This window comes from Chryseobacterium sp. HNCC26DJ239 (assembly GCF_057180445.1).
The window spans coordinates 40,831-55,795 of sequence record NZ_JBXUGJ010000005.1 but is presented as its reverse complement, the minus strand read 5'-3'; the positions used below and the strand labels follow the sequence as shown (position 1 = coordinate 55,795).

The 14,965-nt window shown below is 35.4% G+C and carries 14 protein-coding genes; 10 read left to right on the top strand and 4 right to left on the bottom strand.

Annotated elements, in window-relative coordinates; all coding sequences use genetic code 11:
* The first annotated feature begins 5 nt into the window (after positions 1–5).
* Positions 6–638, top strand: coding sequence for a trimeric intracellular cation channel family protein (locus AC2A1D_RS11865; protein ID WP_484043857.1), 633 nt, complete (start codon positions 6–8; stop codon positions 636–638).
* Positions 639–719: 81 nt separating this feature from the next.
* Here the strand turns inward: AC2A1D_RS11865 and AC2A1D_RS11860 are convergent, their stop codons facing one another.
* Both AC2A1D_RS11860 and AC2A1D_RS11855 read right to left on the bottom strand, forming a co-directional pair.
* Complete coding sequence (locus tag AC2A1D_RS11860; protein WP_484043856.1) at positions 720–1,286, bottom strand: DUF2892 domain-containing protein; 567 nt, start codon at positions 1,284–1,286, stop codon at positions 720–722.
* A gap of 120 nt (positions 1,287–1,406) precedes the next feature.
* Complete coding sequence (locus AC2A1D_RS11855; RefSeq protein WP_484043855.1) at positions 1,407–1,892, bottom strand: dihydrofolate reductase; 486 nt, start codon at positions 1,890–1,892, stop codon at positions 1,407–1,409.
* A 75-nt stretch (positions 1,893–1,967) separates the two neighbouring features.
* On the opposite strand from AC2A1D_RS11855, the gene AC2A1D_RS11850 reads away from it, so the two are divergent.
* From AC2A1D_RS11850 to AC2A1D_RS11815, 8 genes are all read left to right on the top strand, one after another.
* Entirely contained in the window at positions 1,968–2,579 is a 612-nt protein-coding gene (locus AC2A1D_RS11850) for a LemA family protein (RefSeq protein ID WP_484043854.1), read from the top strand.
* A gap of 5 nt (positions 2,580–2,584) precedes the next feature.
* The gene (locus tag AC2A1D_RS11845; RefSeq protein WP_484044125.1) at positions 2,585–3,016 is read left to right on the top strand and encodes a TPM domain-containing protein; all 432 of its coding nucleotides are present in this window, start codon (positions 2,585–2,587) and stop codon (positions 3,014–3,016) included.
* Entirely contained in the window at positions 2,997–3,800 is an 804-nt protein-coding gene (locus AC2A1D_RS11840) for a TPM domain-containing protein (RefSeq protein ID WP_484043853.1), read from the top strand. Before AC2A1D_RS11845 ends, AC2A1D_RS11840 begins: the two co-directional genes overlap by 20 nt.
* Positions 3,801–3,815: 15 nt before the next feature.
* Positions 3,816–4,379 (top strand): hypothetical protein, encoded by a 564-nt coding sequence (locus AC2A1D_RS11835; protein ID WP_484043852.1) that lies wholly within the window; start codon positions 3,816–3,818, stop codon positions 4,377–4,379.
* A 7-nt stretch (positions 4,380–4,386) separates the two neighbouring features.
* Positions 4,387–4,854, top strand: coding sequence for a hypothetical protein (locus AC2A1D_RS11830; protein WP_484043851.1), 468 nt, complete (start codon positions 4,387–4,389; stop codon positions 4,852–4,854).
* Between the two features lie 137 nt (positions 4,855–4,991).
* Positions 4,992–5,513 (top strand): NAD(P)H-dependent oxidoreductase, encoded by a 522-nt coding sequence (locus AC2A1D_RS11825; RefSeq protein ID WP_484043850.1) that lies wholly within the window; start codon positions 4,992–4,994, stop codon positions 5,511–5,513.
* Positions 5,514–7,391 (top strand): monovalent cation:proton antiporter-2 (CPA2) family protein, encoded by a 1,878-nt coding sequence (locus AC2A1D_RS11820; protein ID WP_484043849.1) that lies wholly within the window; start codon positions 5,514–5,516, stop codon positions 7,389–7,391.
* An 89-nt stretch (positions 7,392–7,480) separates the two neighbouring features.
* A complete protein-coding gene (locus AC2A1D_RS11815; protein ID WP_484043848.1) occupies positions 7,481–7,762 on the top strand; it encodes a hypothetical protein in 282 nt (93 codons plus the stop codon).
* Between the two features lie 191 nt (positions 7,763–7,953).
* On the opposite strand, the gene AC2A1D_RS11810 is transcribed toward AC2A1D_RS11815, so the two are convergent.
* Positions 7,954–11,385, bottom strand: coding sequence for a fibronectin type III domain-containing protein (locus AC2A1D_RS11810; RefSeq protein ID WP_484043847.1), 3,432 nt, complete (start codon positions 11,383–11,385; stop codon positions 7,954–7,956).
* Between the two features lie 259 nt (positions 11,386–11,644).
* Positions 11,645–12,454 carry a head GIN domain-containing protein gene (locus AC2A1D_RS11805; RefSeq protein ID WP_484043846.1) on the bottom strand — a complete coding sequence of 270 codons (810 nt, stop codon included), beginning with the start codon at positions 12,452–12,454 and terminating at the stop codon, positions 11,645–11,647.
* Between the two features lie 59 nt (positions 12,455–12,513).
* Between AC2A1D_RS11805 and AC2A1D_RS11800 the strand changes: the two genes are divergently transcribed.
* On the top strand, positions 12,514–14,652 hold the full coding sequence (locus tag AC2A1D_RS11800; protein WP_484043845.1) for a M3 family metallopeptidase: 2,139 nt from the start codon (positions 12,514–12,516) through the stop codon (positions 14,650–14,652).
* Positions 14,653–14,965: the final 313 nt, after the last annotated feature.

Sequence of the window (14,965 nt, the reverse complement as noted above, 5' to 3'; positions counted from 1 at the left end):
TAAAAATGCACGAGCAGTTCAATTTTGCTATAGAAGTTTTGGGAACGATTTCGTTTTCGATGTCGGGAAGTTTTGCAGCGATGCAGAAACGCCTCGATCCTTTTGGCGTACTTATTATTGCATTTGTAACTTCGGTTGGTGGCGGAACGGTGAGAGATTTATTGTTAGACATTCCAGTATTTTGGATGCACGATTTATTAACATGTGGTCTTATTATTCTCACCAGTATTTTTTCAATGGTTTTTAAATCTTTTGAAAAGAATTTTAAAGTCACCCTTTTTATTTTTGATAGTTTCGGGTTGGGTTTATTTACAATTATCGGTATTCAGAAAGGTTTGAATGTGGGAATCCATCCTTTAATTTGCATAGGATTAGGAACAATTACCGGTTGTTTTGGCGGAATTATCCGGGACATTTTACTGAATAGAATTCCTTTAATTTTCAGAAAAGAAATTTATGCAACAGCCTGTATTGTGGGAGGAACTGCTTTTTTACTTCTTACAAAACTAACTGATTTATCGTTTACCATCGTTCAAATTTTTACGATTTTACTGATTGTTGCTATTCGAACTTTAGCCGTAAAATATCATTGGCAAATCCCCAAATTTTATGGGTATGAAAACAATGCTGAAATGTAAAACTAAAAATGCACCTGATTTCTCAAGTGCATTTTTTATACTTTAATTTGCGAAACTCGCATCTCGCATCACGAAACTTTTTTAGAAGAATTTCCCTCTATTTCTCATGTTTGGGTTGTGAACATGTTTCTGCATTGTTGGCATTTTAAGCTGAGCTTTCATCATTTTGATATGCTCCGTCATCATTCCTGCAGTGTCTAATCTTTTCGCTTCATCCAAAAGTCTTTGTCCGTCTTGTTTTCTTCCTTTAGAAAGAGCGGCAGCCGCAAGATTTAAAGTTGCCATTGCACGGTCATGCTTCATGTTCAAACCATAATCTAAGGCTTTTTTCATGTAAGGTTCAATTTTCACTGGGTTGTCTTGCGACATCGTTAAACCTTGCAAATAGTGAAAATATCCGTACTGATTTTTATGAAGTTGCGACGTATAATTCGTAATTTTTGAAAGCCAAACTCCAGCTTTCTCCATATTTTGCTTTCTTAATTGCCAGAAAGCCAAAAGAATATATTCGTTTTTAAAATATAAGAACACAGGAACGGCAGCAAGAACTACCAAAACAATTCCCCATCCTATATTTCTATTCATCATCAGATAAACAGCCAACGCGATAATAGCGGCAGCGATTACAAATTTTATGTTTTTGTTCATTATTAAATTTTAGAAGTGCAAAGGTAAGAAATTTAAGGTGTAAGGTTCAAGGTTTAAGGTTTAAAGTTTTTGATGATTGCAACACTTTCCTCACAAACTCAAAACATTGAGCTTCAAACATTAAATTCTTTCGTAGGTTTGAAAATAAAAATCAAACTCATTTTTTTCGTCTTTTTCATGGAAGATTTCGTTGGTTTTCTTCCAAACTTTTGGGTCTATTTTAGGGAAATAGGTATCTGCTTTCAGTTCGGTTTTCACTAAAGTTACTTCCAATTTATCCGCTTTTTCCATGGTTTGTTCGTAAATATTTCCACCGCCGATAATAAAAACTTCTTCATCTATTTTTTTAGCAAATTTCAACGCTTCTTTAATGCTTCCTACAATCAAAATCCCTTCTTGAAACCAATCTTTCTTACGAGAAATTACAATGTTTGTACGATTGGGTAATGCTTTACCGATACTTTCGTAGGTTTTTCTTCCCATAATGACAGGATGTCCTGAAGTAAGATCTTTAAAGTGTTTCAGATCTTTCGGAAGATGCCATAACAGCTTATTATCTGCTCCGATTTCGTTCTTTTCGCCCATCGCCACTACAATTGTTGTCATTCTGTATATTTTTCGCAAAAATAGCACATAATTTGTATATTTGGTAAGCGCAAAAAATTTAAAAAAATTTAAACTATGAAAAATAAAGGCTGCCTTAGTGCAGGAACTATTGGAATTGCACTTTTAGTAATTGTTGCAATTATTTTCTTTTGGGGTAAAAATGGCTACAACAGTTTTGTGGAAAAAGAAGCTGAAGTAAACAACAAATGGGCAAATGTAGAAACGGTTTACCAAAAAAGAGCCAACTTGATTCCGAATTTGGAAAGAACGGTAAAATCATATTCAAAATTTGAGCAGGAAACTTTAACGAAAGTTATTGAAGCAAGATCAAAAGCAACCTCAATTAACATTGATCCTACCAAAATGACTGAGCAAGATTTGGCAAGATTCCAAGCAGCTCAAGGAGAATTATCTGGAGCCTTAAGTAGATTGATGGCAGTTGTAGAGCAATATCCTAATCTGAAAGCAGACCAACAATACATTAACTTCCAAAGTGAATATATTGCAATTGAAAACAGCATCAGATCTGAAACTGTATACTACAACAACGCGGTAAAAGATTATAACGTGTCTATTAAGCAATTCCCATCAAACATCATTGCTAATTTTACCAACTTTAAAGAAAAACCTTCTTTCAAAGCAGATGCGGGAGCTGAAAAAGCACCTGAAGTGTTTCAAGATAAGTAAAAAAAATCGTGAATAACTTCCTTACAGACAAGCAAATTGCGCAACTTGTAGACGCAATACAATCCGCAGAAGACCATTCTACGGGAGAGATAAGGGTACACATCGATTCTAACACCGAAGGCAACAATGCAGAAATTGCCTTCGATGTTTTCAAAGAACTTTGCATGAATAAAACCGCAGCTTTGAATGCGGTTCTTTTTCATGTTAATTTTGAGCAAAAATACTTAACGATTATCGGAGATAAAGGCATTCACGAAAAAGTACATCAATCTTTTTGGGACGCTCTTCATGACGAAATTACCTCTGGTTTTGCCCAAAAGAAATTCTTTGAATCTCTACGTGATGCCATTCTGAAAACAGGTTTTGAACTCAAAAAATATTTTCCGGTACACGGAGAAAACATCAACGAACTTCCCAATGAAATTACATTTTCGTAATTCTTTTTTCTCAATACTGTTCATTTGCTTATACTCTTTCGTATCGGCACAATTTTCTGTTCCGGAAAAGCCAAAATTGTTGTATCCCGTTTATGATGCCTCCAATTTGCTTTCAAAACAGGAGACAGATGAACTCAACCGAAAACTTATTGCTTTTTCAGATTCTACGTCTACCGAAATTGAAGTCGTAATTATACCCACAACCAATGGTGAAGACCCAAATTTTGCGGCAACCATGATTGGAGAAAAATGGGGAATCGGGCAAAAAGGTATCGACAACGGCGTGGTTTTTCTTATCGCTACAGAAGACCGAAAAATTTCAATTCAGCAAGGTCGAGCGGTAGAACAATATTTAACAGCTTCTACAGCAAAGCAGATTATCGATTACATAGTAACACCACATTTTCGGGAAGGAAATTGGTACGAAGGCATCAATCGTGGTACTTCTGCGATAATGGATGCGGTACAAGGTAAGTTTAAACCAGTCGAAAAAAAAGAAAACGACAGTGGTTTAGGTAAAATAATTATTATTGCCTTTATTATTTTTATCATCCTTATCATTATTATCAGCAATCGTGGTGGCGGTGGAAACAACGATGACGACGACGTAATTATTACCCGACGCGGAAGAAGAAATTATCCTGGAGGATTTTTCCCTTTCCCATTCCCAGGAAGCTTCGGAGGAGGCGGTTTCGGAGGTGGAAGTTCTGGCGGCGGTGGCGGTTTCGGAGGTTTTGGCGGCGGAGGAAGCTTCGGCGGCGGAGGCGCATCTGGAGGTTGGTAAACGTATTTTTTTCCTTTGAAAAATTTTAAAATTGAAAACAACGGCATCGTTTCTGAGTATTTTCAGAAATTGAATATTTATGATTTTGAATCTGCAGCACATTTCATAGCTCATCTTTCTTACCGTAGAAACAAAGACAAAACCAATATTTGGTGCGTTTTTGAAGAACATGCAGGAACTTGCAGTACCAAACATGCTGTTTTAAGAAAATTAGCTTTAGAAAACCATCAAAAAGATTTCAAATTAATGCTTGGAATTTTTAAAATGGATAAAATATATGCTCCATCAATTTCTGAAACGTTGAAAAAGTACGATTTAAGCTACATTCCGGAGGCTCATAATTATTTAAAAATTGAAGATTCTTACTTTGATTTTACCAAACCTAAAGCAAAATATTTAGATTTTAGTGATTCAATTCTTTTTGAAACAGAAATTGAGTTTGATGAAATTAATACCAAAAAAGTAAAAATCCATAAAGATTTTTTAGCAAAATGGACTTCGCAAAATACAAAATACAACCTTGAAGAAATCTGGAAAATTAGGGAAAAGTGTATTGAAGATTTGCAAACTTTTAGATAAAATTTATATGAAAAAACTTTTATTTTACTTTTCAATCTTTTCGTTTTTTGTTAACTCTTGCACTGTAAATAAGATACAATTTAACACCGAAAAAATCAATTCTTTGCAAAAAGAAAGGTATAAAACAATCGTTAATCATCAGTTTATTGATATCAATAATTTATTCATTAGCCCCGAAAAAATTAAATCAACAACTGTAAATGAATCAAAAAAAATTGTACAGATTAACTTTAAAAAAAATCTTAAACTAATAAGTGGGGAAAAACTCTTAGAGTCTTTAAAAGTAAAATATAACTTCGAATCAGTTGATTTAATAATTGCTGACGGACAAATTAAGAAAACCTTTTCTAAAGAGTTAATTATTGACCAGAATCTAACTCAATCAATTAATATTTTAAATAAAGAAAAAGCACAAGAACTCTTCCCACATAGAGTATGGAATGGCGCATTATTAGTACTTTCTTCTAAAAAATAAGTTACTGCTATTTTTTTAACACTTAATCACAAATAAAGTAGAATATTTGTCAATTTCTTCTTAAAAATCATATATCCATTTAAATTACAATGTAAATTTTCACATAATTTCATTATATTTACTGAAAACAGGCTTTTATGAAAAATACATTGGTAGTTTTTGCGCATCCCTATTTGGAACACTCAAACTCTAATGTTGAGCTTATTAATTTCTACGTGCGACATCAGCATTTTACGCTTCGTGACCTTTACGAAGAGTATCCGGATTTCCACATTGCCGCTTTTCGTGAGCGAAAAAGATTGAAAAACTATGAAAGAATTATTTTTCAATTTCCTATTATTTGGTTTGGGCTCCCTCCTCTTCTACGACTTTGGATTGATGAAGTTTTCGACCGCGAATGGCTTAAAGAAGGAGTAGAAAACCCGTTGGAAGGAAAAGATGTCTTTATCGTGGTAACAACCGGTGGAAAAGAGCACTCCTTCACCAAAGCAGGAACTTATAAATACACTATTGAAGAACTTATTAGCGGATTAATTGTATCGCTCAATGTTTTTAATGTTAATATAAAACACATAAAAGTAGTTTACGAAGCCAATAAACTTTCAAAAAAAGAAATTATTCTTCACAAACAAGAGTTTGCAGAACTATTAGAACAATAAATGGAAACGAGTATCGCCATCAATACTTTGCTTTTTTTAGGTGTAGCTATTATCATGGTTCCACTGGCTAGGAAATTGGGTTTTAGTTCGGTAATTGGCTATATTTTAGGAGGAATTTTAATCGGTCCTTACGTTCTCAAACTTACCGGAAAAGACGTAAAAGGCATTATGCATGTGAGCGAATTTGGTGTTATTATGCTCCTTTTCTTGATTGGTCTTGAACTTGAACCCAGAAAATTCTGGGAAATGCGAAAGAAAATTGTAGGGCTTGGTCTTACCCAAATGGCGTTAACAATTGTACTTCTCTTTTCTATTTTTGCTTTGGCCGGCTGGAAATTGGATCGGTCTATCGCCATTGCGATGTGCTTCGCACTGTCTTCCACTGCAATTGTTTTACAAACTTTACAAGAAAAAGACTACCTAAAAACTGTTGCTGGCGAAGCCTCTTTTTCTACTTTACTTTTTCAGGATATTGCGGTGATCCCTATTTTAGCATTGTTGCCGATTATTGCGAATTATAAAAGCAGACATCAGGATAACGAAATCCAAAACCTCATCCAAACTCTTCCCGAATGGCTTCAAGCGGGAACGGTAATTTTCGGTGTGATTCTTCTGATTTTATTAGGAAGATATGTTTTTGTCCCATTTTTACGATACGTTTCAAAATCCGGAATGGCAGAATTACTTACAGCTTCTTCACTATTTTTGGTGATTGGAGTTTCAGAATTAATGGTTTCTATCGGCATTTCACCAGCTTTAGGCGCTTTTATTGCGGGAGTAATGTTGGCGAATAGTGAATTTCGCCATGAGCTAGAGGCGCAAATTGATCCTTTTAAAGGACTTCTTTTGGCTGTTTTTTTTGTAAGTGTAGGCTCTACAATCAACTTTGGAGTGATACAACAAGATCCTATTTTTATTTTTACAACGGTAATAGCGGTGCTCATTGTAAAATTTTTAGTTTTATTCTCGATAGGGAAAATTTTTAAAATTGAACTTAGACAAAACCTTTTCTATGCATTTGCACTTTCGCAGGTAGGAGAATTTGCTTTTGTTTTAATTAATTTCGGAACCAGCCTTTATCTTTTCGATCACAAACTTAATGCACAACTTATGGCAGTTACCGCAATTACCATGTGCATTACCCCAATTTTGCTCATCATTAACGATTATATCATCTCGCCCAAATTGATGAAAAAAACTTCGGAAGACGAAACCGACTACCATATATTAGATACCAATGTGAGTCAGAAAAAAATTATTCTTGTAGGTTTTGGGCACTTTGGAAGCACAGTTGGAAGACTTTTGAAGGCAAACAAAATAAGCGCCACCATTTTGGATAGGGATGCAGATCGTGTAAAACTTTTAAGAAGCTATGGTTTTAAAGTACATTATGGTGATGCTACAAGAATCCCCATTTTACGAGCTGCAGGGATTGAAGAAGCAGAAATATTACTTCTGTGTTTGGACGAACCGAGTGATAATAAATTTATCGCAGATTTAGTACGCGAAAACTATCCAAATGTAAAGATTTTTGTACGCGCTAAGAATAGAATTGACGCATACAATTACCTTAATACTGGGATAGATAATATTTACAGAGAAACCCTCGGAACCGCTGTAGATATGGCTGTAGACGTGCTTAACGAAAGCGGAATGAGAAAATATGCAGCGAGAAGAATGGGCAAGAGATTTATGGCCATTGATAAAGCGTCTATTCGGAAATTGGCAAAATCTGATCCTGAAGATGAAATCCATCTTTTTACTACAAAAGAAATCCTTCAACGGGAGGAAGATTTACTGAATTTCGACAGTTTAAATTTTAACAATAATGATTGGGAAGCAGACTCTAACGAAGACGAGGAGAATGCTGATAAATAAATTACCTTAAAAGCTTTTTTCTTTCTTCAAACTCTATTCTTTAATCTAAAATTAATCTCTAATTTCTAAGAGCTGATATAATATCGATATTGGCAATACCTATTTTTGCAATTGCGGGAGCAATATTTATATTGGCGGATGCTATATCTATAATGGCGGGTCACATATTTACAATGGCGGATGCTATATTTACAGTGGCGGGTGCTATATTTATAACGGCGGGTGTTATATTTATAATGGCGGGAGCAATATTTGCAATTGCGGGTCATATATTTATAATTGCGGGTGCTATATTTATAATAGCGGGTCACATATTTACAATGGCGGATGCTATATCTGCAATTGCGTACAGCATTTTTGTAATTGCGTAAGGAATATTTATAATGTGAGGTTTCCAAATTGTAATAGAAGCAAGAGTATTATTCTTTGTGATATAAAAAATGATTTTCTTGAACAATAATTTCATTCGAAAACATAATTATTACAAAAGAAAATTAAGATTTAACGCATAAAAAAACCGGCAAATCTAATTGACTTACCGGTTTATAATTAAAACTTATGCTTATTTTTTGATCGCTTTAATTGTTTTCTTAGAACCATCTTTCAACTCTAAAATAAACAAATATGCCCCTTGTTTAAGGTCTCCGAAATGTAGTGTAGAAGTGGGATTAGGAATTGTTTTCACCAATCTTCCTGAAATATCCGTTACCCAAACATTGTTCACATTTTCAGCGTTCGAAATATTTACTATATCTGTAAACGGATTTGGATATACTACCAAATTTTCTTTAAGAGAAGCCTCCGCGGTACCTAAACAACTTACAGTTGCTGTCACTTGCTGTCTTGCAGACTCGCAAGTTGAAGAAACTTTCCAATTATAAAAATAGAAGTAGTTTGTACTATTAACTCCTACTGAATATGAAGACGTTACACTACCCAATCCTGTAAGAGTATAAGGGAAAGAAAAGTTTGTTCCTGACTCTCGCAATAAATAACTTAATCCCGTTCCTGCGGTAACTACCAATCTATATCCTACACCTGGAGCAATTGTAAAGTTTAGAGGAACTGTATTAAGCAATCCTGTTGTATTAACAATTACATTAGCAGTAGTAGAATTAATAGTAATTCCTGCTGCATTCTTAACAGCAATTGTAATGGTCCCCGAATTAGAACTTGCTGAGTAAGGATAAACATCTACAGAATTAATAACCATCTCTTTATAAACATCAAACATAAGCCCCACATCTGAAAGCCCCGTATTTCCCGTTGTTGATTCTGGCATTGGTTTCCCCATACTACCAATTGTGGATAGAGATGCAGATACCCAATAATCTGTAGTACTAGTTAATACTGGCGTAGTATACGTTGTACCAGTATTTAATACATTTCCATTAGAAGAAGCATCATACCATTTAATTGTTGCTCCACTTTCAGCTGTAGCAGATAAAGTTGCTGTATTATTAGCACATACTGTAGCGCCTGTTGTAGATAATATAGCAGGAGGTTGGCAAAGTGTAAATAGAACAAATGGTACTTGTGACCATGCACTTGTTTCTGTGGACGAACATACAGACCTCATCCATACAAAATAAGCAGATGCAGGCATCAAATTAGGAATTGTAAAAGCTGTTCCTGTAACACCTGTGTGTGTAGGAGTAGAATTACTTACAGGAGGTGTTGACGATGTACTTACATAAATTTGATATCCATTTGCCGGAACTGTAAGAGGTGGTGTCCAAGTGATATTTGCTGATGAAGATGTTACAGTATTTGTTGCGATACCAGTTGGTTCCATGCAAGACGGTAACTGCTCCCACAATATATCATCTATTAAAAGTACAGCCGTATTTGCACCCGTATTTCTTATTGCAATATAATCAGTATAAGTACCTACTGGCGGAACAATATAGTATTCTTGAGGTCCCGTAACCGACGTTGAAGTATTAGTAACATTTCCTAAAGAAACAAATGTAGAAGGGTTTAAAGGATTTGTAAGATAACCCAATTCTACCACCGTTCCTGTAAGAGTAGAGCTTCCTCTCATTTTAAACCTAAGTCTGTGTGTACCTGCTCCTAAGTTTGAAACAGGCATTAATTGTTCTACAGCCTGAGCCGTTGGAGATGAACTAGAAAAATATAGGCAATTAGGCGCTGAAGAAGGATTTGATGTATTGTTGTAAACATAACTTGTACCACCAGTTCCTACTTTAGCCCAACATGTAGGATGAACGGTTGATCCAGCAGTATATGAATCAAAATTTTCTGTAAAAGATGTTACTGAGCTGCACATTGTTTTACCAGTTGTCATAGCAGTCCAAACGCTAACACCAGAAGTTCCACAGCTTGATCTTACCCATATATTGTATACTGTTCCCGGTAAAAGTCCCGGAATAACTCCTGAAGTACTGCTTCCACTAATCCCTGTAACCTGAGGTGTTGTTGTAGAAGTCGGCGCCGTTGTGTTTGTACTATAATAAATCTCGTATCCAGCCGAAGGCGTAAACGAAGCAGGCGTCCACGATACTGTTAAGCTATTGCTACTTGCATTAGTAACCACTGGTGCTGTAGGTTCTGAACAACTAGGAATTGGCTCCCAGAAAACATCATCTATAAAAATTGAAGATCCAACATCTCCTGCATGCTTTAAAGCAATATATTGAGAATATGTTCCCGCAGGCGGCACTATAATATATTCTTGAAAACCTGTAACAGAACCAGATAAGTTTACAACAGAGCCCAAACTAACAAAACTATTAACATCAGTAGGATCCACCAAATACCCTAAATGAATTGTTGTTCCTGTACCCGTTGAATTGGTTCTCATTTTAAATCTAAAACGGTGTGTTCCCGCTCCAAGGTTGGAAACATTTGTCATTCTTTCAACACCCAAATTAGTAGCAGATCCTGAGTATATTAATAATGAGTTTACAGTAGTACTAGAATACGAAGCATTAATATAAGCAGAACCACCCGTGCCGACTTTATACCAGCAATCTGGATGTGTTAATGATGACGCGGTATAAGAATCAAAATTTTCTGAAAAAGCAGTTACCGCAGGTAAAGGAGCAGCAACAACTATTGAATTCGAATTTTGGGTAGATCCAGAACATGTTACAGCACAGAAATAAGTATCTGCAGCTGTTACGGTTTCATAAAAAATTGGGTTGGTCGCCCCTGAAACGGGAGCTCCATTTTTAAACCATTGGTAAGTTGCACCAGTTCCCAAATTACTATTCTGCAAACTAAGAATAGTTGCGTAAGGCCCAGGACAAGAAGGAGTAACAGATGATAAAGTATTTCCCGGAGATACACCAGTACATGCAGTTGCTGTATAGGTAAGCTGCGTTTGATATCTTCTGCTAGAATAGCTCCATGCACTATAACCATCTGCAATAACACTACTAGAAGTAGTTCCCATAGCTTGAGTTGTTGGAGTTGAATCGTATTTCCAATAAAAATTACCCGTCGTAAAAGGAGACACTAAAGGAACACCTGCTGTAGGAGCCCATTCAATATAAACTTCTATGGCACCACCTGCGTAGCTAAATGTATTTCCTGAGTTATTAGCTAAATTAACCCATCCTACCGATGGAAGAAGTGCAGATGAAGAACTTGTAATATTTTCGGTAAAGAAAAGAGTAGCCCCAGTTTTCATGGTATTCCATGTACTTCCAGCTGCCAAAGCGGTGGTATTCGAATTTTTTAGATAAACATTTAAAGTCCAAGAATTAGATCCTGAAACATTATACATCGTTGTTTTGTAGTAAGCAATCTTATTGATCAAAGCTCCTACCGGAACTGTAGATAAATCTGATGCAGTTAATAACTGTATTGATTTACTGTAGTGAACATTCGTGGTACTTGTTGATCTTGAGATCGGATCGTAAGAGAAGCTGGATGAACCTGTAGTAGCTCCCGCTCCAATTGTAATTGTTGTTTGTGCGGTTATTCCTATTGATAGAAACACCATACACCATAGTAGAAGTTTTTTCATTTTAAGGTCTATTATTTTAAAAATAAATTAACCCTACTAAGCTATTTTTATTAAATCAATATTAAAACTGTTTATCTTTTAAATTTCTAGAAAAACGACACAACAAAATCACAAAACACTTCAATTACAACAAGTTACAAAAATTAAACAAATACTTAACAGTCACTTCATTCTTGTAAATACATCCAAATTCTTTGCTTCAAACAATATTAGAAACACCTTAAAAACAATCCGATGGAGGAAAAATTTAGGTCCTAAATTATTTTACACTCACACTTCCGCCACTATTTTCTTCGATATTTATAGATGTTACATTTCCTTTTTTGTAAACATCAACGCTGCCACCAGAAGATGAATCTGCATCTATCGATTGAGAAGCACTTACAGAAACCCCTGCTCCACTTGAAGCTTCAGCAACCAAATTTTTTACGATAACATCTTTAGCATTTGCACTGGCACCAGACGAAGCACTAAAGTTTCCTTTCTCTGCTTTTCCAGAAATATTTACTTCCGAACCAGAAGATACATCTACATTCAAATTTACTGCCCAAATTTGACCTTTAAAATTACCACTGCTGCTTACATCAATGCCCAAATCATTCGCTTCCAAATGACCAGAAATCTCAGCAGCGCTTGAAACTTCAACATCAGTTTTATCTTGCGTAAATTTATCTTTAACATCAATGCTTGCAGAAGAGTCTGCAGATAATTTTGAAAAATCTTTAGTATAAATTTTGGCTCTTACGTCTTTAAAACCATTCACATGAAAGCCGCTTTTGTAATGAATATGAAGCGAACCGCCACTGTTATCCACCAAAACTTCATCAATAATATTTTTAGGAGCATAGATTACAACTTTTTCCACATCAGACTTTATAACTTCCGCTTTAATAGCCTGAGAAACCGTAATTTCATCAAAATCGCCGGTTACCGTTTTTTGTTCTTCGGGACCTTTATTTTCATTCGTTGCGTCACGAAGCCACGATGTTTTTTCTTCTTTATTCTTATGTTCATTGCAAGATGAAAGTGTAATTAACCCTGCTAAAAGTAAAATTGTAGTAGATTTCATGTTTTAATATTTGTAATTTTAGTTTTTAATATCTTTATACCTTTAATAACAACTAAAATATGAAAAATATTTCATCAGTATTGTTAGTTTCTGTTTTGGCATTTAATCAATCTTGTACTACCATGAAGAAAACCGATACTCAGACGGAAATTTCTGTACCCGAATCTTTAGCTTCAAACCCTTTCATGAAGAAAAGTAAACTCCAATATGAAGCTCCGGAGTTTGATAAAATTAAAGACGAACACTTCAAACCCGCATTCGATTTTGGCTTGCAACAACACGACGCCGAAATTCTAAAAATTGCCAACAATACCGAAGCTCCAACTTTCGACAACACTATCGTTGCATTAGAAAAAAGTGGTGAAATTCTGAAAAGAGCACTCATTACGTTTTCAAATCTTACGAGTGCAAATACCAATCCTACTTTGCAGGCTTTAGACGAAGAATATGCTCCTATTTTTGCGGCACATTCAGACAAAATGTATCTGAATGAAAATCTTTACAACAGAATTAAAGCTATTTCAGACAAAGGTTTAGACTCCGAAAGCAAAAGACTTTTACAGTATTACAAACAAAATTTTGAAATCGCAGGAGCCAATCTTTCTGCTGCTGATAAAGAAAAACTGAAGCAAATTAATCAAGAATTGGCTTCACTTTCTACTCAATATTCCAACAAATTATTGGAAGCAAGAAAGCAAGGTGGAGTTTTCTTTAATGATGCCAAAGAATTAGACGGACTTTCTGCAGACGAAATTGCTGCTGCTGCAAGTGATGCTAAAAATGCAGGAAAAGAAGGACAATATCTTTTAGCCTTACAAAATACTACTCAACAACCTCTTTTACAAAACCTTAAAAACAGAGCAACGAGAGAAAAACTCTTCAAAGCATCATGGATGAGAGCCGAAAAAGGAGATGGAAACGACACTAGAGAAACCATTGAAAAATTGGCTTCTTTAAGACTTAAAAAAGCACAAACTTTAGGCAAAAAAAGCTTTGCAGAATGGAAACTGCAAGACCAAATGGCAAAAACGCCAGAAGCCGCGACAAAGTTGATGAACCAAATTGCAACGCCTGCTGTAGAAACAGCAAGACGTGAAGCAAAAGATATTCAAGATTTGATTGACCAGCAAAAAGGTGGTTTCAAACTAGAACCTTGGGATTGGAATTTCTACGCAGAACAGGTAAGAAAAGCAAAATACGACTTGGATGAAAGTGAGATTAAACCTTACTTCGAAATCACAACCGTTTTAGAAAAAGGAGTTTTCTTTGCTGCTGAAAAATTCTACGGATTAACGTTCAAAAAAAGAACAGACCTTCCCGTATATCATCCAGATGTGGTAACGTATGAAGTTTTTGACCACAACGGAAAATCTATTGCCATTTACTACTTAGATTTCTACACCAGAGATTCTAAAAGTGGTGGCGCTTGGATGAGCAATTATGTAGAACAGTCTTATTTGATGGGAACAAAACCTGTGATTGTAAACTGCTACAACTATCAAAAACCAGCTCCTGGAAAACCATCTTTAATCAGTTTTGATGATGTAACAACTATTTTCCACGAATTTGGGCATTCTATTCACGGGATGTTTGCAAGTCAGAAATACCCTTCCCTTTCTGGAACGAATGTACCGAGAGATTTTGTAGAATTCCCTTCACAAATTAATGAACATTGGGCTTTAGACCCTATCGTTTTGAAAAACTACGCTTTACATTACGAAACAAAACAGCCTATTCCACAGTCTTTGGTTGATAAAATAAAAAAAGCAGCCACCTTTAACCAAGGTTATATGACGACTGAATTGGTTTCTGCAGCAGCTTTGGATATGGATTGGCATACCGTAACCAACGCCAACCAATTGCTCCCTGTTCTAGATTTTGAAAAACAATCGTTGGCAAAACACGGTTTCACTTTAGCGACTGTTCCGCCAAGATATCACACACCTTACTTTGCGCACGTTTGGGGAGGTGGTTATTCTGCAGGATATTACGCTTATTTATGGTCTGAAACTTTAGATAACGACGCTTGGGAATGGATTAAAAGCAATGGCGGATTAACCAGAGAAAATGGGGACCGTTTCAGAAAATACATTCTTTCTGTAGGAAACTCTGTAGATTTGAATCAGGCATTCAGAGATTTTACGGGTCACGACCCAGACATCAAACCGTTGTTGAGAAACAGAGGTTTTATTAAATAAATTCTAGAAAAGCATTCAAAAATGAATGCTTTTTTTATTTCCCACAAATCTCATAGATTTTTGCAGATAAAAAATATTCTCAAACCTTTTTTGAACTTTTTACACGCAATCATGTAAACTTAAAACACAATCAATTCTTTTGTGACTTTTGACTTCGTCGAATCTTCGATTTGCGGTAAAAAAACTCCCACAGATTGCACAGATAATTGCGCTTTACAGTTAATAAAAATATGTGATAATCTGTGTAATCTGCGGGAAATTAATTTTGGCTAAAGCCAATTTCGAATTTGTCTTTTATTGAACGGGCTAAAGC

Coding starts and splice junctions, on each gene's coding strand:
- AC2A1D_RS11850 (WP_484043854.1), top strand. CDS start 1,968: ATGAAAAATAAAGGCTGCCTTAGTGCAGGAACTATTGGAATTGCACTT.
- AC2A1D_RS11820 (WP_484043849.1), top strand. CDS start 5,514: ATGGAAACGAGTATCGCCATCAATACTTTGCTTTTTTTAGGTGTAGCT.
- AC2A1D_RS11840 (WP_484043853.1), top strand. CDS start 2,997: ATGAAATTACATTTTCGTAATTCTTTTTTCTCAATACTGTTCATTTGC.
- AC2A1D_RS11825 (WP_484043850.1), top strand. CDS start 4,992: ATGAAAAATACATTGGTAGTTTTTGCGCATCCCTATTTGGAACACTCA.
- AC2A1D_RS11830 (WP_484043851.1), top strand. CDS start 4,387: ATGAAAAAACTTTTATTTTACTTTTCAATCTTTTCGTTTTTTGTTAAC.
- AC2A1D_RS11800 (WP_484043845.1), top strand. CDS start 12,514: ATGAAAAATATTTCATCAGTATTGTTAGTTTCTGTTTTGGCATTTAAT.
- AC2A1D_RS11805 (WP_484043846.1), bottom strand. CDS start 12,454: ATGAAATCTACTACAATTTTACTTTTAGCAGGGTTAATTACACTTTCA.
- AC2A1D_RS11855 (WP_484043855.1), bottom strand. CDS start 1,892: ATGACAACAATTGTAGTGGCGATGGGCGAAAAGAACGAAATCGGAGCA.
- AC2A1D_RS11810 (WP_484043847.1), bottom strand. CDS start 11,385: ATGAAAAAACTTCTACTATGGTGTATGGTGTTTCTATCAATAGGAATA.
- AC2A1D_RS11865 (WP_484043857.1), top strand. CDS start 6: ATGCACGAGCAGTTCAATTTTGCTATAGAAGTTTTGGGAACGATTTCG.
- AC2A1D_RS11860 (WP_484043856.1), bottom strand. CDS start 1,286: ATGAACAAAAACATAAAATTTGTAATCGCTGCCGCTATTATCGCGTTG.